The following is a 22749-nucleotide window of genomic DNA, read 5'->3' as shown; positions in this document are numbered from 1 at the left end:
GGAAGGAGCTGCCGAAGGCAGGGAGGATAACTGGGGTGAAGTCGTAACAAGGTAGCCGTATCGGAAGGTGCGGCTGGATCACCTCCTTTCTATACATTTTTCACTTAATGAAAACGAGCCGAAGGCGAGGTTTGAATTCTAGTGAAAAAGTAGTTCTTCATACGAACGAAGTGAGTATGATAGAACATCATTAAAGGCTTTAGTAGGGGTTGTGAGTACTGTTTAGTACTAAATTGAAATGGTACTAAAATCAAACATTATTGGTGTCGATGCGTCTAGGGGATACACCCGTTCCCATTCCGAACACGATGGTTAAGACCTGGTCGGCCGATGGTACTATACTGGAGACGGTATGGGAGAGTAGGTGGATGCCAATTTATGGGGGTGTAGCTCAGTTGGGAGAGCACCTGCCTTGCAAGCAGGGGGTCAAGAGTTCGAATCTCTCCATCTCCATAGTTAAAGCTTGAAAGCTTTAACTATAAATGTACCTTGAAAACTGCATACCAAACGAGAAATTATATAAATATTTTATAATTAGACATCCGAGGTATCAATTACTTTAAAGTGATTGATATTTAATAACAAAAAATAAATTTTTAAACATAGTGTATGATACACGCTAGTGTCATACAAAACACTAAATCTAAAAGATTTAAGAGGTTAAACATAAAGAGCGTAGGGTGGATGCCTAGGCACTGACAGCCGAAGAAAGACGTGACAAGCTGCGAAAAGCTGCGGGGAGAAGCACATATTCAGTGATCCGCAGATGTCTGAATGGGGAAACCCACTTGGATCAAATACAAGTATATGTACGCCAATACATAACGTACAGAGGGGAACCCGGTGAACTGAAACATCTAAGTAGCCGGAGGAAAAGAAAACAACAGTGATTGCGAAAGTAGCGGCGAGCGAAATCGTAAGAGCCCAAACCGTGGTGCGTGCACTGCGGGGTAGAGGACTGCAATACGAGTAAGATATATTACCTGAACCGTTTTGGAAAAGCGGGCCAAAGAGCGTGAGAGCCGTGTAAGGGAAAATGTATTGAATCTAGCAGTATCCGGAGTACCACGAGACACGAGAAACCTTGTGGGAAGCAGGGGGGACCACCCCCCAAGGCTAAATACTAGTCAGTGACCGATAGCGTATAGTACTGTGAAGGAAAGGTGAAAAGAACCCCGGGAGGGGAGTGAAAAAGAACCTGAAACCCTATGTTTACAAACTGTGGAACACCGAAAGGTGAACCGCGTACTTTTTGTAGAACGGTCCGGCGAGTTACATGTACAGGCGAGGTTAAGTATTAAAGATACGGAGCCGAAGGGAAACCAAGTCTTAATAGGGCGGTATTAGTCAGTATGTGTAGACCCGAAACCGGGTGATCTATCCATGTCCAGGTTGAAGTTCGCGTAAAAGTGAATGGAGGACCGAACGCACATCCGTTGAAAAGGGTGGCGATGAGGTGTGGATAGGGGAGAAATTCCAATCGAACCCGGAGATAGCTGGTTCTCCTCGAAATAGTTTTAGGACTAGCCTCGTTATTAGTCTACCGGAGGTAGAGCACTGAATTTTTGCGGGGGCGTCAAAGCCTACCAAGAGATATCAAACTCCGAATGCCGGCTAGATGATTGACGGGAGTCAGACTGCACGAGATAAGTTGGGTAGTCAAAAGGGAAAGAGCCCAGACCTACGGCTAAGGTCCCAAAGTGTGTGTTAAGTGGAAAAGGATGTGGGATTTCGAAGACAGCTAGGATGTTGGCTTAGAAGCAGCCATACATTAAAAGAGTGCGTAACAGCTCACTAGTCGAGAGGTCCTGCGCCGAAAATGTCCGGGGCTAAACACAACACCGAAGCCTGGGAATGTAGAAATACATTGGTAGAGGAGCATTCTTAGAAGCGTAGAAGCCATACCGAAAGGAATGGTGGAGTAATAAGAAGAGAGAATGCCGGAATGAGTAGCGAGAAAGAGGTGAGAATCCTATTGGTCGTAGATCTAAGGTTTCCTGAGTAAAGCTGATCTACTCAGGGTAAGTCGGGGCCTAAGGCAAGGTCGAAAGACGTAGTCGATGGATAACAGGTACAGATTCCTGTACTACATATAATCAGAACTGTGGGGACACGGAGACTAAAACCGAACCCGGGAGGACAAAAACCGGGGCAAGCGAAGTACCTGTATGGGAGGAAAACCCACCATACAAGGGGAAATCGTGATGCGTACCGAAAATTAGTAGGGAAGTCGGTTAGGGAGCCGTCAAGAAAAGCCGCTATTGTGTTATATGTACCCGTACCGCAAACCGACACAGGTAGATGAGGAGAGAATCCTAAGGCCGGCGGGAGAAGCATTGTTAAGGAACTCGGCAAAATGACCCCGTAACTTCGGGAGAAGGGGTGCCACTGGAAACAGTGGTCGCAGAAAAAAGGCTCAAGCAACTGTTTAGCAAAAACACAGGTCTATGCGAAACCGCAAGGTGAAGTATATGGGCTGACGCCTGCCCGGTGCCGGAAGGTTAAGAGGAGAAGTCAGGAAACGAAGCTTTGAATTGAAGCCCCGGTAAACGGCGGCCGTAACTATAACGGTCCTAAGGTAGCGAAATTCCTTGTCGGGTAAGTTCCGACCCGCACGAAAGGCGTAATGATTTGAGCGCTGTCTCAACAATGCACCCGGTGAAATTGAAGTACCAGTGAAGATGCTGGTTACCTGCGCCAGGACGGAAAGACCCCATGGAGCTTTACTCCAGTTTGGTACTGGGATTCGGTAATACTCGTACAGGATAGGTGGGAGACTAAGAAGCATGGACGCCAGTTTATGCAGAGTCGCCGTTGGGATACCACCCCTGTATTGCTGGATTTCTAACCTGCGGCCGTTATCCGGCCGGGGGACAATGCCAGACGGGGAGTTTGACTGGGGCGGTCGCCTCCGAAAGAGTATCGGAGGCGCTCGAAGGTTCCCTCAGAATGGTCGGAAACCATTCAAAGAGTGCAAAGGCAGAAGGGAGCTTGACTGCGACACCGACGGGTGGAGCAGGTACGAAAGTAGGACTTAGTGATCCGGTGGCATAAAGTGGGATTGCCATCGCTCAACGGATAAAAGCTACCCTGGGGATAACAGGCTTATCACTCCCAAGAGTTCACATCGACGGAGTGGTTTGGCACCTCGATGTCGGCTCATCGCATCCTGGGGCTGTAGCAGGTCCCAAGGGTTGGGCTGTTCGCCCATTAAAGCGGTACGCGAGCTGGGTTCAGAACGTCGTGAGACAGTTCGGTCCCTATCCGGCGTGGGCGTAAGATATTTGAGAGGAGCCGTCCTTAGTACGAGAGGACCGGGACGGACTGACCGCTGGTGTACCTGTTGGAGAGTAACTCCATGGCAGGGTAGCTATGTCGGGAAGGGATAAACGCTGAAGGCATCTAAGCGTGAAGCCCCCCTCAAGATGGGATATCTCATGTGAAAACAGTAAGACCCCTTGAAGACTACGAGGTAGATAGGGCCAAGATGTAAGTACAGTAATGTACTGAGTTGATGGTTACTAATAGGTCGAGGGTTTAACCAAAAGATAGGAAAAATTTATAATAGCTCGGAACTTGGTAGGCAGTTTTGAAGATACATTTTCTTCTTAATTTAAATATGGCCCGATGGCTCAGTTGGTTAGAGCGCCGCCCTGTCACGGCGGAGGTCGTCGGTTCGAGTCCGATTCGGGTCGTTACTTAAAGAATTCCAGCCTTTAAGTTTTAAATATGGGATCTTAGCTCAGCTGGGAGAGCATCTGCCTTACAAGCAGAGGGTCACAGGTTCGAGCCCTGTAGGTCCCATTTATCTTTCTTTGAAAGATGGTATTGACAATATATTTCTTTTATGATAATATATTGCACATGCCGATATGGCTCAATTGGCAGAGCAGCTGATTTGTAATCAGCAGGTTATCGGTTCGAGTCCGATTATCGGCTTTTACTCTTAGGAGTAAAGGTAAAGAACTTAATAAAGTTATGGGGGAATTCCCGAGAGGCCAAAGGGGACAGACTGTAAATCTGCTAGCACTGCTTTCGGTGGTTCGAATCCACCTTCCCCCATTATTCAGTCACTCTTTTTAAGAGTGAGTTTTATTCTGAATATTGTTGTCGCGGGGTAGAGCAGTCTGGAAGCTCGTCGGGCTCATAACCCGGAGGTCGCAGGTTCAAATCCTGTCCCCGCAATTATGCCTTGATAGCTCAGTTGGTAGAGCAGAGGACTGAAAATCCTCGTGTCACTGGTTCGATTCCGGTTCAAGGCATTTATTCTTTTATGGGATACTAGCTCAGGTGGTAGAGCACTTGACTTTTAATCAAGTTGTCCCGGGTTCGAGTCCCGGGTGTCTCATCAGTGTGAAAAGGCTCAAAGCTTTGATTTACAAGGCTTTGAGCCTTTTTTTGTGTATTTCAAGGTATATAAAAGTGAGCAGAGTAAGCGAAAAATAAATGCAACTTTAGGGCAAAATTAGGTCTTTAAAAATCATAATGCAACTTTTTTGCAACCGTGGATTTGTTATTCATTATTCAAAGAAGAGAACTCATGCAGTTCCGGCCGGGAGGAACGAATGGATTTAGAAAAGTATTTGTTTAAATATGTAAGGGTTGAGACCAACTACGGTGAGATCATAGTCGGTTATGTTGACATGTTTTGTACAGCAGAAGAAAATGGAGAACCATATTTTGACAGCATTGGAATAATTCCAAGCAGGGCTGCACGAGCAGGAATAGAGTTAGACGAATCTGAAATAAAATCAATAGAGGAAATATAATTATTTATAGCAATAAAGTCCTCTGTCGGTACAGTTTAGATCCGTTTTTAATTTATTACTAAAGGAGGATGAGCATAAGTGAGAGAAGAGCCAAAATGGTATAGAGAGGAAGAGGCAATACTGTATTCAGAATACATAAATTTACCTTTAGATGTGCTTCCGGACTGGAGAGATTTTATTAAGGAACATGGAACTAAGAGATTTGTAGAGTATACGGATGAAAGCGATAGGAGGTATGCAGAATTGGCAGCTAGAGGCATATATGAAGATTGAAATTTAATCACATAAACTGATGAGAATACAACTTTTAAATGAATTATCCGGTATCATGCTAAATTGATTCAAGTGTAGGCTAATTGACAAATTCCCGAAGATATGTGACAATACAATCGGAAGGTAATCGTATAGGAGGTATACAGCCCTACGGGGAAAAGGCCGGTGCAACTCCGACTTACTTTCCTATAAAAATGGAAGTTTAGAGACACTTGATATAGGTGTCTTTTTTGTTATGTAAAGTTTTAATTATTTAGAATAATGAACAATCAATATGGTAGAGCTGTATAGCCTTATTACTGTAGTAATATATTTTTATTAAATGTAATCAAAGCAAAGAACGAGTTGAAGGTTAAGAAAGCATTGTTTGAAAGTCTATGAATAGATGATATAATGGATGTAAATGTCAGAATGAATTTAAGTTGATGATAAATTTTAGGTATATGTCCGTCAAAGCAAGAAATTGATTGAAGGAGTTGTGTTTTGAGTTTAAGAGATGAGTTTATGAAGTTGAAAACCTATGAAGAGTGGAATGCAAGGAGAGGGGAATTTAAAAGTTTAAATTTTAGAGACAGAGAGATTATAGATCATTTAGATAGTTTATATCCAAAGCTACCACATAGTATTGGATACGAAAAAGGAATATTTACAGAGCTATACCCTAAACCAAAAGATGGAGAATATCCGAAAAAAATGAGATGGAGGTAGGTTATATACCTGATCGTGAGCTTTGTAAATAAAGGGTGATTTGAATAAAGAAATGAAGGTTAAATGGATTGGTAAAACAGATTATTTGGTATTAACAAATAATAAGATTTATGATGTTCTATCTATAGAACGTGGTTGGTATAGAATTATAGATGATTCAGGTGACGATTATTTGTATCCTCCTGATATGTTTGAAATCGTCGAGTGGGATGACAATATGGTGGTAAAGTAATTCTTACGGAGGGTGGTATATCATAATGAAAGCATTTTTACTTAAAAACGATAAAAACAGGATTTATTTTCAGAATTACGAGAGAATTTCGGTGGAAGAAGAGCTGATAAAATTACAAAGCATTTTAAAAAAGGAAAATATCAGTATCGGTAAAAAGCACGAAACACCATTGGATGATTTATATGATTGCGAAATAGATGGAAATCCTTTTACTATTGTAAGAACTGAAGAGGAACTTTTCTCTATGCAGAATGTACGTACACTATTAAGAAGCTGTTAAAGATATTTGAATAAAAGAGGTGAATATGGCAGATAAGGTCAGCATTGAAGGAATAGCCTATATTGTGGGAAGAATAGTAGAAAGAGCGAGAGAAGCAGTCGAAGAATCAAAGGACAATAGAGAAGACGTTTTTAGGGATGGAAGAGCATTGGCATACTACGAAGTATTAGATATTTTAAGGACGGAACTTAGTGTCAGAGAAATAAGTTTAGAAGAAATTGGGTTGGACTTTGATTTAGAGAAAGAATTACTATAATGGTATTGATTAAAAATATCATATAAAAATTTATAGAGGTAAGTATTATGAGTTTGAAAGAAGAATTTATGAAAATAACCACATATGAAGAGTGGGACAAAAGAAGGCATGAATTTAAAGGGCTTGACGCAGGTGATATGGAAGTAAGAAAGCACCTGAATGAGCTGTATCCAACAGCAGATATCAGTGGATATGAGAAAGGTATAGTAAAGGATTATTTCTACAAAATAGATGAAATAACCGGTAAGAGAGTTAAAATATTTTAGGAAAATAAAGTTAGTATAAAAAATGGATTTGAACCGTGTATTGGTTTAAATCCATTTATATTTAAGTATTTCGATTATTCTTACCCCAAGGCAGTCCGGTTGTTTCGTGTGCTAAAAGGAGATTTTATTAAATGAGCTTAATAAGTTCATATCATACAGATGATAATTAAGGCTGCAGAATGGCAATATGGAGCGTAAGACCTGCAGATATGTTGGATAAAATACAGGCAAAGAATATAAAAATTTTTAATTTTATATTAAGATAGATAATGCAATATTGACAATATATATATATATATAATTGTTGCATAAAGTTTTGAGAAGAGAGATATTGTAACGGAGTCCTTTATATGTGAAAAGTTGGTATTGTGTAAGTAAGGACAAAATAAAAGTTCAAAGTATATAATTGTATTCTATAGTTTTATAAACTACTAGAAAATATATTTTTTAGTTATATCCCTTTCTTTTTCGTAGATATCTCGTTAGCGGTTCATTAGTGTTACCAAGTGAGATATAAGTATGGTTAAGTAAGACGGGTAGGGCTGAAAGGAGTATTTATGAAGAAACTATTTTTATTGACAGCAGCTTTTTCTGCTCTTATGTGCTTTAATGCATTTGCTTTTACATCAAGCAATCCTGATGTCACAATAAAAAGCGGAGATACGGGAAGGACTTACACTTGGGTTTCACCGCTTGGAACAGAGATAACTATGCCTGTTATCAAAAAAGATGCTGTTCTAAGTATAAATGAAGGTGATTCGAAATATGTGGACACATATTTTTATGATCCTTCGGGAGCAATCAATAAGCAAAACAATGTTGCTATGTTTAACTACAAAGATTCGGCTTTTTCAGCTCCTACATTGAATTTGGAAAGGTCAACGGAGTATACACCGCTTACAATAAGTAATTATAGTGTTGGTGACCCGATATTACTAAGAAGCAGATTTAAAGCATATACCGGACAGGATGTTATAATATCTTTTTCTAAGAATACAGGTAGGAATGCTGCACTCCCATATGATTTTGAGGGAAGCTACTTCAATGAAAAAAATGCAAATAGAGTAGGTTACTTTTATGTAGATATGGGTTCATCTGCAAATACATCATCTCAGGGTTGGGAGAATACCGATAGAGGATGGAAGTATAAAGAGTCTAACGGAAGTTATGTAACCAATACATGGAAGCAGGTTGACGGCATATGGTATTTCTTTGACGGAGAGGGATATATTGCTACGAGCTGGAGACAGATAAACGGAGTATGGTACTTCTTTAATGCAAGCGGAGCAATGGTTACAGGCTGGGTACAGTCAGGAAACGACTGGTATTACATGAATCCGTCAGGTGCTATGGCTACAGGTTGGGTACAATCAGGAAATGATTGGTACTACATGAGTCCGTCAGGAGCAATGTTAAGCAATACAACTACTGCAGACGGCTACAGACTTGACGCTTCAGGAAGATGGGTAAAATAATTCGATATTGCATATATTGAGCTATAATATAAATTTATTTGGAGCAGAGGAATGAAAGTTTCCTCTGCTCTTTTGATAAAAAAAGGGATTTGAACCGTCTATTGATTCAAATCCCTTTTAATTTAAGTATTACGATTATTCTTCCCCCAAGGCAGTCTTGTCGTGCCTGCATCTATTATCTTGTCAAAGAAGCTGTTCACATATTCCTTGCGTTTTCCCAAGTCGGTGTTTTCCAGAATCCTGTCTACAAAACTGTTGAATTTATCCGCATTCTTATTTACATCATTGGCATATTCAAAACTTGTTCCTATACAGTTCCAGTTGAGTATATCATGCTGTAAGAAAGCAATATTGTCCGCTTTTACAACCTTTATATTCTTTGTATTGTTAAAAATCATACCTACCACACAAAATTCGGGAACTATCTTGATTATTTTATCTTTTATAGCATTCATTATATCGGTATTTATCACTTCATCACAGAGGTCGGGGCCGTCGTTATTATAGATTGCAGTGATTCTGTCTTTGAATATTTCATCACACATTGCACAGGAGTATATTGCAAGATTGCCGCCCTTACTGTGCCCTCCCACTATGAAGTCAGTATTCGGGTGGTGTGAAATAACCTTCTTTAAAAAATCAAGTGCAAATTTCTGAGCCGGAATAACTGAGAAACTCATCATAAAGTCCTCTTTCCAGGCTACAACACTGTCATCGGTGCCTCTGAATGCAATATACATCAGGCCGTCGTTATACATAAATCCGGTTGAAGAAAATTGATATTTTTTCTCATGGTAGAGATCTATATAATCAAGGATCATAACATTACTAAATCTTTGTGAAACGACAAGCGAGTTTAAAAAGTCGGTAGTCAGGTCACTCATATAACCGCAATGATAGCCGTGAGAAATCAAATATTTGCAGGCATCTGAAATAGTAATACCTGTTGAATTTATCTCACTCTGCAAGTCTTTTAAGTCAAGATAGGAGAATAAAGAAAAAACCGCGTTATCAAGTTCATTAAAAGGAGAGATATCAAAAGACAAATCCCCACGCCATTTAATATAGTCAATTATATTTGCCATTATAACCTCCTGTGTCGTTATGCAATGGAAATCATATAAGAATACAATAATATAAAAATAAATGATTGTAAACACATATAGTATAAGTGTTAAAGAAAGATAACCATTTTCATAAAATTTTGGTATACTGGTTTTATGGACACATTGATTACATATTTGGGTAAAAGCTATTATATATCCAAAATAAAAAATTAAGTTAAAAGTTATTGTATAGATAAATAATAATAAAGTTAGAATATTATAACCTGAGATTATGGTTAAGTTATAAATAATTTTTAGAGTATAATAGAAATACTATTTAACTATCTGAAAACTTTTATGCTTGGAAATAAGGATTATATGACTGATGACAGAGAGAGTTCCACCTATATAAATATAAATGTACTGTTAAGAGTGGTCTCATTTGTAGTATCTACGGTATTTTACATTTTAGTATCAATCTACAACGGAGAGGATATAAACAGATATATCTTTTTAGGTATGTCCATATCCTGTGCGCTTAGCTGCTGGCTGTACAAAAGAGTCTGTGAAAATATAGTACATTTCAGAGTGATGTTCGGCTTGGAGGTATTCGCATACGGTATCTTCATATTCTTAAGCGGCGGGTTCAACAGCCCGTATCTGTGGTATGAGGTGAACTGCATACTTTTGCTTGTAGCCTTTGACAAAAACTTGGTTATAACATTTATAGCCTGTATATGGTGTTGGATTTGTGCTTTTGGAGGAAAGAGCATAGAAAATTCTGCATATCAGGAGATCAACATTGTTGTGGGAGTGATGATGCTGATGTGTGAGTTTTATATTGTGCGAATTTATATAAAATGTATTGACGAGCAGAAGGAAAAGTCGGAAAGGCTCAATATAGAGCTGCAAAAAGAAAAAGAACTAAGTAACTATGCATTTACCATGCTGTCTGAGTTAAGTGAGAGCTTCGGACTTTTTGCAATGACGGATCCTAAAAAGATTATGGAAAAGCTTTCTCTGACATTAAAAAAGAATAAGATGTATTCGGAGTTTATGCTCATAAAGTTTGAGCGTGACGATGTGCCTGAAATTATAGAAAGCAACGGTATGGATGAAAGGACATATGATGACATTTTAGTTAAGATAAGAGATTGGAATGAAAAAGTAAGCAAGCCGGTAAGTGAAGACAACAAAGATATATTCTATATGGATTCGGGAGGAGACAGCTATGAGGTGACTGTCTTCGGCGAGAGTGCATATATAAGCGGTGTGCTGGTGAGAAGAGTGGCGGACACTTCAGGGGAAGTAAAAGACTTTTATTTACATCTTATAAAGACCGTTTTCAACAACTTGGATATGTATTCTCAGATAGAGCGGTTCGTTTCGGTAGAGGAACAGAATCGTATTGCAAATGAGATTCATGATACTGTAATACAGAAACTCTTCGGAATTGCCTGTAGAATGCTTTTATTGGAAGGTAAGATAAAAAACAGAGAAAATTATGTAGAAGAAATTAACATACTCAGGACTTCCATAGAGAGTACTATGACTGAGTTGCGTGAAAGTATCTACGGCAAAAGGTTCAAAGACAATCTGAATACTTTCATTCACACCACATATGCATATATGGAGGAAGTGGAGAGATTAAATGAAGTAAGTATAGATATTGACTTGGATGAGCAGGCCGATTACATAGCTATTGCGCAGAAGATAGCACTTTACAGAGTGATATGTGAGGCGGTCAATAATGCTATAAAACATGGGCAGGCAAGGAATATAGATGTCAGATTAAAGTTAACCGACAATTCCATAGAACTGACGGTTGAAGACGACGGATCGGGCTTTTCCAAGGATGACAAAGATTTCCATGAAGGCAACGGATTGAGAAATATGAGAAGTATAGCTGTTTTGCTTAAAGGATTTTTGAGCATAGCACAGCGTGACAAAAGCGGGGTTAGAGTAAGACTTAGTTTACCGAGATAAGGAGGCATATATGGTACTTGTTTTGGATGACCATCCCATTGCAAGACAGGGATTGGAATCTGTGATAAAACTGCACAGACCGGATGAAGAGACTGTGCAAGCAGGCACGGTAAAAGAGGCTATTGATTTGACTAAGAAAAAATCAATAGACAGTGTGTTTGTGGATTTGAATTTACACAATGAAAGCGGATTTGACTTTTTGGAGTGGATACAGAGTCAGAACAAAAATATAAAAACCTTTGTTATAACATCATCGTCAAGTGAGAGCGACTTTGTAAAAGCCAAGAATATGGGCATAGATGCATATATACTTAAGGACGCTTTTATAGATGATATTATGTACAGCTTAAGAGTGGTGGACAGAGGAGGAAAGTTCTATTCATCAGATTTGATGGCAAATGTCGGAAACACTTCTGAAGATGATAAAAGGATTGATACATTGACAAGAAGAGAACTTGAAGTGGCATTGCTTTTGCGAGAGGGATATTCCAATGCAAAGATTGCAAATAATTTGTCGATATCGGAAGGTACGGTAAAGAAGCATATTTCAAATATATTCAGCAAGTTGGAGATATATAACAGAACTGAAGTTTTGGTATTTGTTGAAAAACATATGGAAAGATTTCAAACGATATTAAATTCTTAAGTGATAAACTTGAGATTTTAAAATATATTTTAGGAGAAGAGTGGATATGCATAAGAAATTTTTTGGAGTAAAGTCCTGTATTTTCGGGGCTTTATTTATCGGATTGGTTGCAATAGGTACAGGATATGCAAGCTGGAATTCAAGTATCAGTGCGCAGGCTAATCTTACAAGCGGTACTATGGATGTGGAATTCGGTAAGAGCGGTGAGAAGTATTCTGCAAGTGTTACAGATACAAACGGCAATGTGGAAACACCTGTTTCGGCGCAGTTTAGTCCCACAGATAAGGAACTTGAAATATCTTTTGATGAAGGACTGCCTGTCAATGCATTACTTGATGGCAAGCTTTTGAGATTGGATTTTCAAATAACGCCTACGGGTGGAAGCAGTGTAAATAAATTAAATTATACAAAGCTTGATTTATCAAAGACGGGAGAGAATGTGGAGTTACAGGCGGACAGTGCCGTTCTTGTATACAACGGAGTCAGCTATGCGCTTGGAGAAAATGAATCTTTATATACACAGCCGCTTCAGTTTGAGGTTTATGAGACTTTGAGTAAGGAAGATAAGGATGAGAGTATAGGTCAGATTTATTTAAAGCTTAGTGATGAAAGTGCAAATATGATCAAGGATTTGCCGACAAAGCTTGATATAGATGCTGCTAATCTTGAAGAGCTTGGGGATGATACCTTAGGTGTACAAAACGGTGTGGTGGTTAAGTACTCACTTGAAATTCCTTATGATGTATTTCAGGCAGGTTCCAAAGTAAATAAGAGTGTAAAATAGGAGGCAATATGAAAAAAACGGTATTAGCCGTCTTGGTAGCGGTTATGGCAATGTCATCAGGAATAACAGCGTTTGCATACTGGAAATCGGAGCTTAAGGTAAAGGCAAATATTCCGGTTGTATACGATGTGGATATAGAGATGAGCGGTGATGTTAAGGGTCAGGAAAAGGTTGATCCGGCTGACAAAGGAGATATCACTATAAGACCGGATCAGGGCAAAAAATCATCTTCAGAAAGTGTACAGGAAGAATCGACTGCAAATACTGAGGAGCAGACTATCAAAGAAAGCATACAAAATAAGCCAAGTATTGAAGAAACAAAAGAAAGTATAATAAAGTCAGAGAATAATACTGAAAGCAAGGCGGAAGCGGACACAAACAATGAGGAAATTAAGCGCTGAAAACAGATATGCAATATATGCAAGTCTGCTTTTAATATGTGTTATAATACCGGCTTTGCCATATATTAAAGGAAGACTCGGCTCTATGCCTTTAGCCTTGTCACTGTATTGGTGTGTACTTACAGGTATCATATTTTTTATATTGCCGCGTCTTTATATTATACATAAAGGAGATAAGGACCTGACAGGGTACGGAATTTCAGGCGGTATAATATTTATAGCCATACAATTTGTGCCTGCGGTATTTATGAAAAAACTTGCCTCAAGTCCGTATGATATATCGGTACTTGGAATACTTTTTAATATGATTACAGTATTACCGCAGATTGCGGCAAGAGAGATGATAAGGCAATATTCATTTGCCGCGGCGTATAAGACCTGCAAATATAAAAGAGCGGTAATTGTTATTATAACGGTTATATTTTGTCTTACAGAAATAAACTTTGGCGGTTTAACGGCTGCAAAGAGTACAAAAGATATTTTTATATACAGTGTACAGACGATATTTCCGATAATAACAAAGAATGTCTTGGTATCTTTACTTGTATTTTACGGAGGAGTATTACCGGGTTTAATATATTTGAGCATAATACAGATTTTTCAGAGGTGTTTTCCGGTGTTGCCTGAACTTCCTTGGCTTTTGGAAGGGTCTATCGGTATTGCATTTCCGATAATATATTCAATGTTTGCGGTGGACCATGTATTTTCCGGAGACAGGTATGAGAGTAAGGACAGGAAAGCGGATATAAAAGGATTGGTATCACTTTTGTTTGCCACATTATTTGTATGGTTTTGTGTGGGTGTATTCCCTGTCTATCCCAAAGCTATACTTACAGGAAGTATGGAGCCGCTTATAATGCCGGGAGATATGGTACTGATAAAAAAGATAGACAAAGAAGAAGAGATAAATGCGCTTAGAGAAGGTGAGATAATCTGCTTTAAAAGAGATGATATAACTATAGTTCACAGGATAGAAAAAGTTTTACAGGATAAGGCGGGTAATATAAGCTTTCAGACTAAAGGAGACAATAATAATGCAGTTGATGAGAGAAAGGTGGAGCCTAACGATGTAAGAGGTGTCGTTATAAAGGTGATTCCGAAGGTAGGTTTACCGGGGCTGCTTTTAAGAGTACAGAATAAAATTCCTGAAGGAGTTGTGGACAAATAATGAAGGTTGTAAAAGGCAAAGAAGCCGACACTGAAAATAAATACTTTATTAAACTGACAAAAGAGGCAAGGATATTTTTATATGCAACAGGTTTGATACTTTTGGCAGCAAGCATAGCGGCACTGTTTATAAAGCTCAGACCGCATACACAGACAAAAGAGACGAGTGTAAACAGTTATAACATTACCACTCAGGCATCCTACAAGGTGCATCTGCAAAAGAATGATATCTTTGACGGAGATTTTTTGGAAGAGGGCAGAGTTTATCCGAGTGCGATTACAGATACTGTAAGTATTGATTTTAATTCTGAAATTATCTTGACAAATGCCGTCAATTTATCCGGAGACTACACTATAAGTGCGGTATTACAGGGCTATCAGGCAGGTGAGGGCGATGAAAAGAGCATAATATATGAAAAGGTATATCCGCTTGCAGACGGTAAGATAGATGAGAGTGTGACCGACGATGTGAAGATAGACAAGAGCCTTGATATAGACAGAATGACTTACAAAAATTATGCACAGGAGATAGAGGGTAAACTTGGAGGTGAAACCGACAAGGACTTTTATATACTCTTTAGCGGTAAGTACAGTATAGACGGTGAGGAAAAGGAATTTTCCTATAAGGTGGATATTCCTATTTCAAATGATAAGTTCTATCAGATAAAAAAGGATGATGTAAGTACTGATAAGGGAGATATAACGCAAACGACTACAGTAAGTTCAAAGGCAGGATTTAAAGAGTATGCACTATATCTGTTCTTGCTTATCATATCGGTTTTGATATTGGTATTTGTGAGGTTCTTCAGTGTCGAGGCTGTGGGAGAAGAATTAAAGCTTAAAAAACTTATGCAGTTTATGAGAAAATACGGCAGCAGGATGATATGTATTGATACCTTACCGGCATTTGAAGAAAGACCGTTTATAAAAATAAAGAGTATGGCAGATATATTGGAGCTTTCAGATGAGATAAAAGAACCTATATTTTATGTTGATGGAGAGAATAATCTGCCTGAGGACGGCAAAATATATATATTTGCAAAGAGATATGTATATATTTTTGAAATTAAGGTCAACGAGTAGTAATCCTCCTACTACTTTAGTGGTAGTCGGATTATGACCCGGGTATGTTTTAATTATTTATTAAATAAGATAGAATAATCTCATGAGGAAAACTAAGATTAGTTTTAAAGTTGAATATCATGATTAACAACATAATTTTATAATTCAGGAGGAAGATATGAAGCGTTCAAGAAGAAATACTTTAGTTGGTGGTATAATGGCATTAGGATTGGTGTTGGCAGGTACAGGATATGCTTATTGGACCGATTCACTTAATGTAACAACTAAGGCAACAACGGGTGATTTCGGAGTTAAATTCGTAGATTTAGGATTATATGGACAGTATGCAGATGAGACTATGAAGGGTGCAGGCTGGTCTATAGTAGACGGTGTAGGCGATTTAGGATATGTAGGCGACCAGTTCTTCATCAGAGCGGACCAGGATCACAACGCTATAGCAAGAAAGGGCAGTGTTGAGCAGTATAAGGAAAGAGCAAAGGGCTACAACAATGTTGATTTCAATGCAGAGTTAAAGGATAAGGAGCAGCTTTCTAAGGATATCGGTAAAGCTTACGGAAAGATCGTTACAGATGCAAGCGGCAAGATTCAGATAACAGTTGACAATATGTATCCGGGATATGCACAGGTATTCCGTTCAGATATCGTTAATGTAGGTGATATAGCAGCTAAGCTCAGCAATATTAAGTTTGAAGCTAAGGGCCTTGATATGAAGGAGAAGGACCTCGGCAATCTTAAGGATATGATCGGTGTTGCGGTATATATTCAGAGAGAGCAGTATCAGCCTACAAAGTCAGGTAATGAGGATGTATTCAAACTTGCAAAGGCCGTTGCAGCAAATGTACCTAACGATGACAGATTCTTTACAGTCGGAGGGGTTGACTTTGTAAGATTGTCAGGACTTGAGGATCAGGATATTAAGGCTGCACTTGAGAACAATGTTATCAAATGTGCTCCTTCTACAGATCAGAGACTTGATATCTTTGTAGGTTTGGCTATGGACCCTGACGCAGAGGGTAGATTCACAACAGGTACAGCAGAGAAGAGAACAAACAACGATGATAAGTTAAGCCAGGGCAAGGGCGTTCAGCTTTCAATGGATCTTCTATGGGATCAGTTCAACGCAGGTAAGGACGCAGGAACAACAAATATTTTGACAAAGCAGAACAAGGCTGCAAACTAATAATACAGACAGTAAAACAAGTAGAGGCGGGTCATCTGACTCGCCTCTTTTTTATTCATCTTTTATTTATTGGAAATTAAAATATTATGTATTATAATACATTCATATAAAAATTAAATAAAAATTAAATTGAAGATTTCATATAAGGTGATAAAATAATACTAAAGTAATCGTGAAAGCGAACATAATAGAGAGGAGATATAACAATGAGTAGAAAAAACGATTTTTATTTATTCTTCTGGGGTGGCCTTATCATGATGGTAGTAGGTTTGTTCTTCTTATCGCAGAAGGTGACTGTAACAAGTACCTTTTGGGGCAGCGGCTTTCGTATGATGGGCATGAATGTTAACTCAGGGCTTGTTATAGTGCCACTTATATTTTCTTTGATATGGCTGTTTATCAAGCCGAACTTGGGATCCAAGATAGCAATGGTACTAAGCGTTATCTTCATAATAGCAAGTCTTATTCAGTCAACGAGATTTTATATTCAGTACTTGTCACTGTTTGATTGGGTAGTGATGCTTGTACTTATCTTTGGAGGTATGGCATTTATCGCAAAGAGCCTGTTAATGAAATGATGTAGTTTAATATTATGTTTGAAATAAAAAAGGCAGTCACCGCATAGTGACTGCTCTTTTTTTAAAATTATTCTTCAACGATTGCTGCCGCCTTATGTCCTGCCACCATAGCATGACCTGTAATAAAACACATAACAAGTCCTACTACAGCTACAGCTGCCCAAAATAAATGCTTCTTTAACATATTTACTCCTTACTGAACCCAAACGCCGTCTGCGTTTATATTGTATCCGTCAACAGTTGTATTTGTAACCATTTCTCCGTTTGCATCGAGATAGTACCAAAGTCCCTTGTACTCTATCCATCCCTTCTTGTAAAGTCCGGATTCCTCAAAGTAGTACCACTTGTTATTGATAAGTGCCCAGCCTACAGGCATATCTCCGTTTGGCTGATTTAAGTAATATCTGAATCCCTTTGAATCTGTAATCCATCCTGTCTGCATAACACCGTTTGCATCAAAATAATACCAATGACCGTTTACCATGAACCAGTTTGTAGCATGTGTACCGTCAGGTTTTCTGTAGTACCATGAGTTGTTTGATTGATACCAACCGCCGTTGTTTGTTGAAGTGTTGGCAGTATTTGATGTATTTGTTGACGGGTTAAGTGATGTGGTATTGCTTCTGCTCTTCTTAAATTCGGCAATTGTGTCCGAATCAAAAGTCTCAGCTTCAGACTGAATACTCATATCAGGGCCGCCCTTTAGTGGATATACCTTGAATGAATAGCTTCCTGCGCCGTTGTCGATAATAAGTTTTGTGAAATCATACTTTGGAGAACTTGTGCTGTTGTTGGATCCGATCTTTTTATTGCCTTTAAAAAGCTGTACCTTGTACTTGGTCTTGTCCTCAGCTTCGTCCCATGTTGCAAGTGCCTTGCTTCCGGTGTCCCATGATGCACCACCTATAGAATAGTCGCCTGCCGCAAAAACAGACATACTCATAAAGAGTGAAAAAACCATGGATAACATTAAAATCAGTTTCTTCATAAATATCCTTTCTTTTATAAGTTCTATTTGTCTTAAAAGACACACTCATAATTCTATTCTAGCATATAAAGGCAATACTTTATATTAAATTTAATTAAATATAGTTTACTCTTTCTTAAACTTTATTCTGATTCTTTACTATACAAAGATATCTGTACATACTTGCCGGAGAACAGGAGAGTCTGTGCCCTACAGTCTTTATAGCCCCCTTCATGGAAAAAATCCCTTTTTGATAAAGTTGCTTTATTATATCAAGCTTTTCTATATGGCTAAGTTTATTAAAGGGGAGTTTAGCGTCGATACGAAGCAGTATCTCATCAATAGCATTTGAAATACTGTCTGAGAAGATTTCCTGTTCACAGTTTCCCTTTATCTCAATAGATATATTTTTGCTCACATAGTTGTCGGGATGACAGAGTGAGAACACAAGGTTTGAAAGCTCCTTGTACCTGTTGTCGTCAAAACTTATATTCAATGCACCTATAAGATTATTATCGGTATCCTTTATATAAAAAGTGGAACATCTTAAAATCTTACCGTTACCTGACAGTGCACGGTAGTTTGAAAGCCACTTTTCAGTAGATGAAGTACTTTTATTAAGTATGGTTTTCATAGCCGGACTTATAGTATCACCTGATTTTCTCCCGCTTATTTCTCCGTTTACTATGTGTAATATATGCTTCATATCATATACTATAATCTCATAGTCGGGACCGAGCAGTGTACTTAAAAAGTTTGAAATATCAATGTACCTGCCTATATTAAATTCATTCATATTTACCCCCAATATATTTGTTTAGTCAGCAAAATATAAATTGCAAACTGAAACGCTCTATATTTATTATATCAAAACTTGAAAGAATATAATAGGAAAAATAAAAATTATACAAAATAGCTAAAATAAGAAAAGAAAAGAGAAATTAAGGCCAAAAATCAGTGGCTTAAAAATTCTCATAAAAATTCTCAAGGAAAGCTTGAAAGTAAAAATATATCGGTTTTACTGTAAAGATGCAGATAATAATATTTCAAAAAAATTATCAGCAGGAAGTTTTTGCTTTTGTTGAGAAAATTTAGAAAATCATATTTTAATGCATATTGCACAGAAATATACGAAAAACACTTTCACAAAGACTTTTTATTAAACAATATTGACAATAATTAAAATTAGTGATAAATTATTCTCATAAGGATATTTAGATAATAAACCTTAAAAATATAAATAAATTGTATAAAATGTGTACACAATATGAAAAATACAATAAGAAGGAATAAGTGTTATCTACTATATTATATAAACTGTAATACCGTCCGCCAGTCGTTTGTTACGATGACCGGGGTATCAAATAATTATATTTGGAGGTATTAAAATGGAGTATGAGAAAATGTTAGGTGTGGAGGCACCGAAGTCATGGACACATGTAGTAAGAGAGGTTCCTACAGTTACACAGGAGCAAAGAAAAAAGGCACTTGAGATGACTCATTACAATGAGTTTGCATTCCCGGCAGGTCTTTTATATATTGACTGCCTTTCAGACTCAGGTACTACATCAATGACGGATACACAGTGGTCAGCTATGTTCCTTGCCGATGAATCATATGGTAGAAACAAGGGATACTATGTTTTACTGGATGCATTCAGAGACGTTTGGGAGAGAGGCGACGACCAGAAGAGACTCATCAACTACATCAAGGAGGGCGTTGACAAAGATGATGTGGAGAAGATGATGAATGAGGTGTATCTGGTTGACTATGAGGGCGGATTTATCAACGGCGGTAAGTACCAGCTTTCCAGACCGAATACATTTATCGTTCCGCAGGGACGTTGTGCGGAGGCGCTTTTATTTGACGTATTAAAGCCGTTGTTTGCAAGAAGATGGCCGGGTAAGGTATTTACCATTCCGTCAAACGCACACTTTGATACAACAGAGGGCAATATCAAGCAGATGGGAAATATTCCAAGAAATCTTTTCCATAAGGAAGTTTTGTTTGAAGTACCTGAGAGCGGAAAGTATGAGAAGAATCCTTTCAAGGGAGATATGGATATTGATAAACTGAATCAGCTTATAGAGGCTGTAGGTGTTGAGAACGTTCCGCTTATATATTCAACAGTAACCAATAACTCGGTATGCGGACAGGCCGTATCTATGGGCAATATCAGAGAGGTTTCAAAGATCGCTCATAAGTACAATATACCTTTTGTTATGGACGGCGCAAGATGGGCTGAAAACTGCTACTTTATCAAGATGAATGAAGAGGGCTATAGAGATAAGTCAATCTGTGAGATAGCAAAAGAGATGTTCTCTTACTTTGATGTTGTTTCGGCTTCACTTAAGAAAAACGGACATGCAAATATGGGCGGAGTTTTGGCTTTCCGTGACAAGGGTCTGTTCTGGCAGAAGTTCTCCGAGTTTAACGAGGACGGCAGCGTAAAGACGGATATCGGACATCTTTTGAAGGTTCGTCAGATATCGGCTTACGGTAATGATTCTTACGGCGGTATGTCAGGACATGACATCATGGCGCTTTGCCAGGGAATGTATGAAGAGGCAAGATTTGATTATCAGGATGAGAGAGTAAGACAGTGCCAGTATCTGGCAGACGGACTTACAGCTAACGGTGTACCTGTAGTACAGCCGGCCGGCGGACATGGAGTCTATATTGATGTTGACAAGTTCTTTGGCTATAAGAGAGGACATGAAAGCTTTGCAGGTCAGGCGCTCTCACTTGAGATGATTCATCGTTACGGTATACGTTGTTCAGAGCTTGGAGATTTTTCAATGGAGTATGATTTAAAGTCTCCTGAGCAGCAAAAAGAGGTATGTAATGTTGTTCGTTTGGCTATCAACAGAAGCCAGTTCAGCAAACAGCATATGGACTATATAATTGCAGCATTGACACAGCTTTACAAGGATAGAGATACTATCCCGAATCTTAAGATTACATTCGGTCACACATTGCCGATGAGACATTTCCACGCTTGGGCAGAACCTTATGCTCCGACCAAGGAAGAGATGTGTGATGAGGAAAACTACAAATATTGGGAAAATAAATAAGATATAAAGCGGTCCGGCCGATGCGGTCGGGCTGCTATCCAATAAGGGGGACTTGTTTTTTAACAAGATGGAGGAAGTTTATGGGTTTGGATAATACACCTGCAAAGCAGGATGGTTTTAACTCACAAATAGGGTTTATTATAGCATGTGTAGGCTCGGCCGTAGGTATGGGAAATCTGTGGAGATTTCCGGTGCTGGTGTCAGCCTGGGGGGGGATGACTTTTCTGATTCCTTACTTCATATTTGTTATACTTATAGGAAGTACAGGTGTTGTTGAGGAAATCGCACTAGGAAGGAGCACAGGTAAAGGTCCTATAGGAGCCTTCGGTGCAGCTATGGCACATGCAGGTAAAAGTAGAAAAGTAGGTGAGGGCATCGGTATCATACCTACTATAGGTTCTTTGGCACTTGCTATCGGATATTCATGTGTAGTCGGATGGATATTCAAATATGTTGTAATGGCATTTACAGGTAAGGTATTTGCAATGGGTACAAATATGGACCTTATAGGCACTACCTTCGGTACAACAGCAAGTGCCTTCGGCAATAATATTTGGATAGTAATTGCGCTCATTGTCAATTTTGCGATCATGGCATTCGGAGTTGCTGACGGTATTGAGAAAGCAAACAAGTTTATGATGCCTCTACTTTTTGTAATGATGATAGGTCTGGCCGTTTATATAGGTATACAGCCGGGAGCGGTTGACGGATATAAGTATATCTTTACTGTAAATCCTGAAGGATTAAAGGATATCAGACTTTGGATATTTGCATTCGGACAGGCATTCTTCTCACTGTCTATAGCCGGCAACGGTACCGTTATTTACGGTTCTTACTTAAGTAAGAAAGAGGATGTACCGTTCTCAGCAATGAATATAGCTATATTTGATACCTGTGCGGCTCTTTTGGCAGCACTTGTTATTATACCGGCTATGGCTACATCAGGTGCGGAGCTTAGCGAAGGCGGTCCGGGACTTATGTTTATCTACCTTGTAAATATAATGAATCAGATGCCGGGCGGAATGATAGTTGGAATAGTATTCTTTGTATGTGTTACATTTGCAGGACTCAGTTCTTTGGTCAACTTATATGAGGCGCCTGTAGCTACCTTGCAGCAGCAGTTTAAGCTTGGCAGATTGCAGTCTGTAGGTATTATAGGAGTAATCGGAGTGGTTGTTGCAATACTTATACAGGGAATTGTTTCAAACTGGATGGATGCGGTATCAATATATATCTGTCCGATAGGTGCGGTACTTGCTTCAGTTATGTTGTTCTTCATATTCGGAAAGAAGTATACAATGGAAGCTGTAAATACCGGTGCAAAGAAGCCGAAGGGAGAGATATGGTTCTTCCTTGGAAAGTATGTATATACAGGACTTGCATTACTGGCACTTATAGCCGGCGCATTCTACGGCGGAATCGGTTGATTTTATTACATATTTTATAAAACTCTCAACTCAAAAAAGTTGGGAGTTTTTTTATGCAAATTTTTTTGAAAAAAGTTGTTGACAAATCCTTATATATAGAATATAGTAGCTAATAGAGATTAGCACTCTACATAAGTGAGTGCTAACAAAC

General features: G+C 38.7%; 21 protein-coding genes, 8 tRNA genes and 3 rRNA genes (1 of these 32 running past the window's edge). 29 read left to right on the top strand and 3 right to left on the bottom strand.

Going from position 1 to position 22749, the window contains the following annotated elements:
- From EHW90_RS12760 to EHW90_RS12670, 19 genes are all read left to right on the top strand, one after another.
- Positions 1 to 89, top strand: a 16S ribosomal RNA gene (locus EHW90_RS12760) (it extends 1449 nt beyond the left edge of the window).
- A 170-nt stretch (positions 90 to 259) separates the two neighbouring features.
- Positions 260 to 377 (top strand): 5S ribosomal RNA (gene rrf, locus EHW90_RS12755).
- 3 nt (positions 378 to 380) lie between these two features.
- A tRNA-Ala gene (locus EHW90_RS12750) sits at positions 381 to 453 on the top strand.
- Positions 454 to 658: 205 nt separating this feature from the next.
- Positions 659 to 3545 (top strand): 23S ribosomal RNA (locus EHW90_RS12745).
- The 16S, 23S and 5S rRNA genes sit together here with 8 tRNA genes alongside, the layout of an rRNA operon.
- 76 nt (positions 3546 to 3621) lie before the next feature.
- Positions 3622 to 3695 (top strand) — tRNA-Asp (locus tag EHW90_RS12740).
- Positions 3696 to 3731: 36 nt separating this feature from the next.
- Positions 3732 to 3804, top strand: a tRNA-Val gene (locus EHW90_RS12735).
- 62 nt (positions 3805 to 3866) lie between these two features.
- Positions 3867 to 3939: transfer RNA gene (locus EHW90_RS12730), tRNA-Thr, on the top strand.
- Positions 3940 to 3980: 41 nt separating this feature from the next.
- Positions 3981 to 4062: transfer RNA gene (locus EHW90_RS12725), tRNA-Tyr, on the top strand.
- Between the two features lie 49 nt (positions 4063 to 4111).
- A tRNA-Met gene (locus EHW90_RS12720) sits at positions 4112 to 4185 on the top strand.
- A gap of 4 nt (positions 4186 to 4189) precedes the next feature.
- Positions 4190 to 4262 (top strand) — tRNA-Phe (locus EHW90_RS12715).
- Between the two features lie 13 nt (positions 4263 to 4275).
- A tRNA-Lys gene (locus EHW90_RS12710) sits at positions 4276 to 4348 on the top strand.
- A 217-nt stretch (positions 4349 to 4565) separates the two neighbouring features.
- Positions 4566 to 4769: a hypothetical protein gene (locus EHW90_RS12705; RefSeq protein WP_124953053.1), complete on the top strand. Its 204-nt coding sequence runs from the start codon at positions 4566 to 4568 to the stop codon at positions 4767 to 4769.
- Positions 4770 to 4847: 78 nt separating this feature from the next.
- Positions 4848 to 5042, top strand: coding sequence for a hypothetical protein (locus EHW90_RS12700; protein ID WP_124953052.1), 195 nt, complete (start codon positions 4848 to 4850; stop codon positions 5040 to 5042).
- A gap of 483 nt (positions 5043 to 5525) precedes the next feature.
- Entirely contained in the window at positions 5526 to 5750 is a 225-nt protein-coding gene (locus EHW90_RS12695; protein WP_124953051.1) for a hypothetical protein, read from the top strand.
- A gap of 52 nt (positions 5751 to 5802) precedes the next feature.
- Positions 5803 to 5982 (top strand): hypothetical protein, encoded by a 180-nt coding sequence (locus EHW90_RS12690; RefSeq protein ID WP_124953075.1) that lies wholly within the window; start codon positions 5803 to 5805, stop codon positions 5980 to 5982.
- 25 nt (positions 5983 to 6007) lie between these two features.
- Positions 6008 to 6262: a hypothetical protein gene (locus EHW90_RS13360; RefSeq protein WP_243114022.1), complete on the top strand. Its 255-nt coding sequence runs from the start codon at positions 6008 to 6010 to the stop codon at positions 6260 to 6262.
- A 25-nt stretch (positions 6263 to 6287) separates the two neighbouring features.
- Positions 6288 to 6518: a transposase gene (locus EHW90_RS12680; RefSeq protein ID WP_124953050.1), complete on the top strand. Its 231-nt coding sequence runs from the start codon at positions 6288 to 6290 to the stop codon at positions 6516 to 6518.
- Positions 6519 to 6565: 47 nt separating this feature from the next.
- Positions 6566 to 6784, top strand: coding sequence for a hypothetical protein (locus tag EHW90_RS12675; protein WP_124953049.1), 219 nt, complete (start codon positions 6566 to 6568; stop codon positions 6782 to 6784).
- A 557-nt stretch (positions 6785 to 7341) separates the two neighbouring features.
- Positions 7342 to 8259: an N-acetylmuramoyl-L-alanine amidase family protein gene (locus EHW90_RS12670; protein ID WP_124953048.1), complete on the top strand. Its 918-nt coding sequence runs from the start codon at positions 7342 to 7344 to the stop codon at positions 8257 to 8259.
- Positions 8260 to 8381: 122 nt separating this feature from the next.
- Here the strand turns inward: EHW90_RS12670 and EHW90_RS12665 are convergent, their stop codons facing one another.
- Positions 8382 to 9344, bottom strand: a complete 963-nt coding sequence (locus tag EHW90_RS12665; protein WP_124953047.1) for an Mbeg1-like protein — start codon at positions 9342 to 9344, stop codon at positions 8382 to 8384.
- Between the two features lie 318 nt (positions 9345 to 9662).
- Here EHW90_RS12665 and EHW90_RS12660 point away from each other — a divergent pair, with 318 nt between their 5' ends.
- The 8 genes from EHW90_RS12660 to EHW90_RS12625 all read left to right on the top strand — a co-directional run bounded on the left by EHW90_RS12660 (position 9663) and on the right by EHW90_RS12625 (position 17130).
- Positions 9663 to 11291, top strand: coding sequence for a sensor histidine kinase (locus tag EHW90_RS12660; RefSeq protein WP_124953046.1), 1629 nt, complete (start codon positions 9663 to 9665; stop codon positions 11289 to 11291).
- Between the two features lie 10 nt (positions 11292 to 11301).
- Complete coding sequence (locus tag EHW90_RS12655) at positions 11302 to 11937, top strand: response regulator transcription factor (protein WP_124953045.1); 636 nt, start codon at positions 11302 to 11304, stop codon at positions 11935 to 11937.
- A gap of 46 nt (positions 11938 to 11983) precedes the next feature.
- Positions 11984 to 12721: a hypothetical protein gene (locus EHW90_RS12650; protein ID WP_124953044.1), complete on the top strand. Its 738-nt coding sequence runs from the start codon at positions 11984 to 11986 to the stop codon at positions 12719 to 12721.
- Positions 12722 to 12729: 8 nt separating this feature from the next.
- A complete protein-coding gene (locus EHW90_RS12645) occupies positions 12730 to 13122 on the top strand; it encodes a hypothetical protein (protein WP_124953043.1) in 393 nt (130 codons plus the stop codon).
- A complete protein-coding gene (locus EHW90_RS12640; protein WP_124953042.1) occupies positions 13103 to 14290 on the top strand; it encodes a signal peptidase I in 1188 nt (395 codons plus the stop codon). Before EHW90_RS12645 ends, EHW90_RS12640 begins: the two co-directional genes overlap by 20 nt.
- Positions 14290 to 15372 carry a DUF5305 family protein gene (locus tag EHW90_RS12635; RefSeq protein ID WP_124953041.1) on the top strand — a complete coding sequence of 361 codons (1083 nt, stop codon included), beginning with the start codon at positions 14290 to 14292 and terminating at the stop codon, positions 15370 to 15372. The genes EHW90_RS12640 and EHW90_RS12635 overlap by 1 nt, the downstream gene beginning before the upstream one ends.
- A 157-nt stretch (positions 15373 to 15529) precedes the next feature.
- On the top strand, positions 15530 to 16552 hold the full coding sequence (locus tag EHW90_RS12630) for a hypothetical protein (protein ID WP_124953040.1): 1023 nt from the start codon (positions 15530 to 15532) through the stop codon (positions 16550 to 16552).
- Positions 16553 to 16758: 206 nt separating this feature from the next.
- The gene (locus tag EHW90_RS12625; RefSeq protein WP_124953039.1) at positions 16759 to 17130 is read left to right on the top strand and encodes a hypothetical protein; all 372 of its coding nucleotides are present in this window, start codon (positions 16759 to 16761) and stop codon (positions 17128 to 17130) included.
- 193 nt (positions 17131 to 17323) lie between these two features.
- Here the strand turns inward: EHW90_RS12625 and EHW90_RS12620 are convergent, their stop codons facing one another.
- Positions 17324 to 18118: an N-acetylmuramoyl-L-alanine amidase family protein gene (locus tag EHW90_RS12620; RefSeq protein ID WP_124953038.1), complete on the bottom strand. Its 795-nt coding sequence runs from the start codon at positions 18116 to 18118 to the stop codon at positions 17324 to 17326.
- A 115-nt stretch (positions 18119 to 18233) separates the two neighbouring features.
- The gene (locus EHW90_RS12615) at positions 18234 to 18893 is read right to left on the bottom strand and encodes a helix-turn-helix transcriptional regulator (RefSeq protein WP_124953037.1); all 660 of its coding nucleotides are present in this window, start codon (positions 18891 to 18893) and stop codon (positions 18234 to 18236) included.
- Positions 18894 to 19485: 592 nt separating this feature from the next.
- Here EHW90_RS12615 and EHW90_RS12610 point away from each other — a divergent pair.
- Together EHW90_RS12610 and EHW90_RS12605 are read left to right on the top strand one after the other, a co-directional pair.
- Positions 19486 to 21171 (top strand): tryptophanase, encoded by a 1686-nt coding sequence (locus EHW90_RS12610; RefSeq protein WP_124953036.1) that lies wholly within the window; start codon positions 19486 to 19488, stop codon positions 21169 to 21171.
- Positions 21172 to 21251: 80 nt separating this feature from the next.
- The gene (locus EHW90_RS12605) at positions 21252 to 22598 is read left to right on the top strand and encodes a sodium-dependent transporter (RefSeq protein WP_124953035.1); all 1347 of its coding nucleotides are present in this window, start codon (positions 21252 to 21254) and stop codon (positions 22596 to 22598) included.
- Positions 22599 to 22749: the final 151 nt, after the last annotated feature.

This window comes from Lachnoanaerobaculum orale (assembly GCF_003862485.1).
Lineage (GTDB): Bacteria > Bacillota > Clostridia > Lachnospirales > Lachnospiraceae > Lachnoanaerobaculum > Lachnoanaerobaculum orale.
The sequence above is the reverse complement of the archived record's forward strand: the minus strand, read 5'-3'. Positions and strand labels throughout refer to the sequence as shown.

Coding starts and splice junctions, on each gene's coding strand:
- EHW90_RS12705 (WP_124953053.1), top strand. CDS start 4,566: ATGGATTTAGAAAAGTATTTGTTTAAATATGTAAGGGTTGAGACCAAC.
- EHW90_RS12690 (WP_124953075.1), top strand. CDS start 5,803: ATGAAGGTTAAATGGATTGGTAAAACAGATTATTTGGTATTAACAAAT.
- EHW90_RS13360 (WP_243114022.1), top strand. CDS start 6,008: ATGAAAGCATTTTTACTTAAAAACGATAAAAACAGGATTTATTTTCAG.
- EHW90_RS12680 (WP_124953050.1), top strand. CDS start 6,288: ATGGCAGATAAGGTCAGCATTGAAGGAATAGCCTATATTGTGGGAAGA.
- EHW90_RS12675 (WP_124953049.1), top strand. CDS start 6,566: ATGAGTTTGAAAGAAGAATTTATGAAAATAACCACATATGAAGAGTGG.
- EHW90_RS12670 (WP_124953048.1), top strand. CDS start 7,342: ATGAAGAAACTATTTTTATTGACAGCAGCTTTTTCTGCTCTTATGTGC.
- EHW90_RS12665 (WP_124953047.1), bottom strand. CDS start 9,344: ATGGCAAATATAATTGACTATATTAAATGGCGTGGGGATTTGTCTTTT.
- EHW90_RS12660 (WP_124953046.1), top strand. CDS start 9,663: ATGCTTGGAAATAAGGATTATATGACTGATGACAGAGAGAGTTCCACC.
- EHW90_RS12655 (WP_124953045.1), top strand. CDS start 11,302: ATGGTACTTGTTTTGGATGACCATCCCATTGCAAGACAGGGATTGGAA.
- EHW90_RS12650 (WP_124953044.1), top strand. CDS start 11,984: ATGCATAAGAAATTTTTTGGAGTAAAGTCCTGTATTTTCGGGGCTTTA.
- EHW90_RS12645 (WP_124953043.1), top strand. CDS start 12,730: ATGAAAAAAACGGTATTAGCCGTCTTGGTAGCGGTTATGGCAATGTCA.
- EHW90_RS12640 (WP_124953042.1), top strand. CDS start 13,103: ATGAGGAAATTAAGCGCTGAAAACAGATATGCAATATATGCAAGTCTG.
- EHW90_RS12635 (WP_124953041.1), top strand. CDS start 14,290: ATGAAGGTTGTAAAAGGCAAAGAAGCCGACACTGAAAATAAATACTTT.
- EHW90_RS12630 (WP_124953040.1), top strand. CDS start 15,530: ATGAAGCGTTCAAGAAGAAATACTTTAGTTGGTGGTATAATGGCATTA.
- EHW90_RS12625 (WP_124953039.1), top strand. CDS start 16,759: ATGAGTAGAAAAAACGATTTTTATTTATTCTTCTGGGGTGGCCTTATC.
- EHW90_RS12620 (WP_124953038.1), bottom strand. CDS start 18,118: ATGAAGAAACTGATTTTAATGTTATCCATGGTTTTTTCACTCTTTATG.
- EHW90_RS12615 (WP_124953037.1), bottom strand. CDS start 18,893: ATGAATGAATTTAATATAGGCAGGTACATTGATATTTCAAACTTTTTA.
- EHW90_RS12610 (WP_124953036.1), top strand. CDS start 19,486: ATGGAGTATGAGAAAATGTTAGGTGTGGAGGCACCGAAGTCATGGACA.
- EHW90_RS12605 (WP_124953035.1), top strand. CDS start 21,252: ATGGGTTTGGATAATACACCTGCAAAGCAGGATGGTTTTAACTCACAA.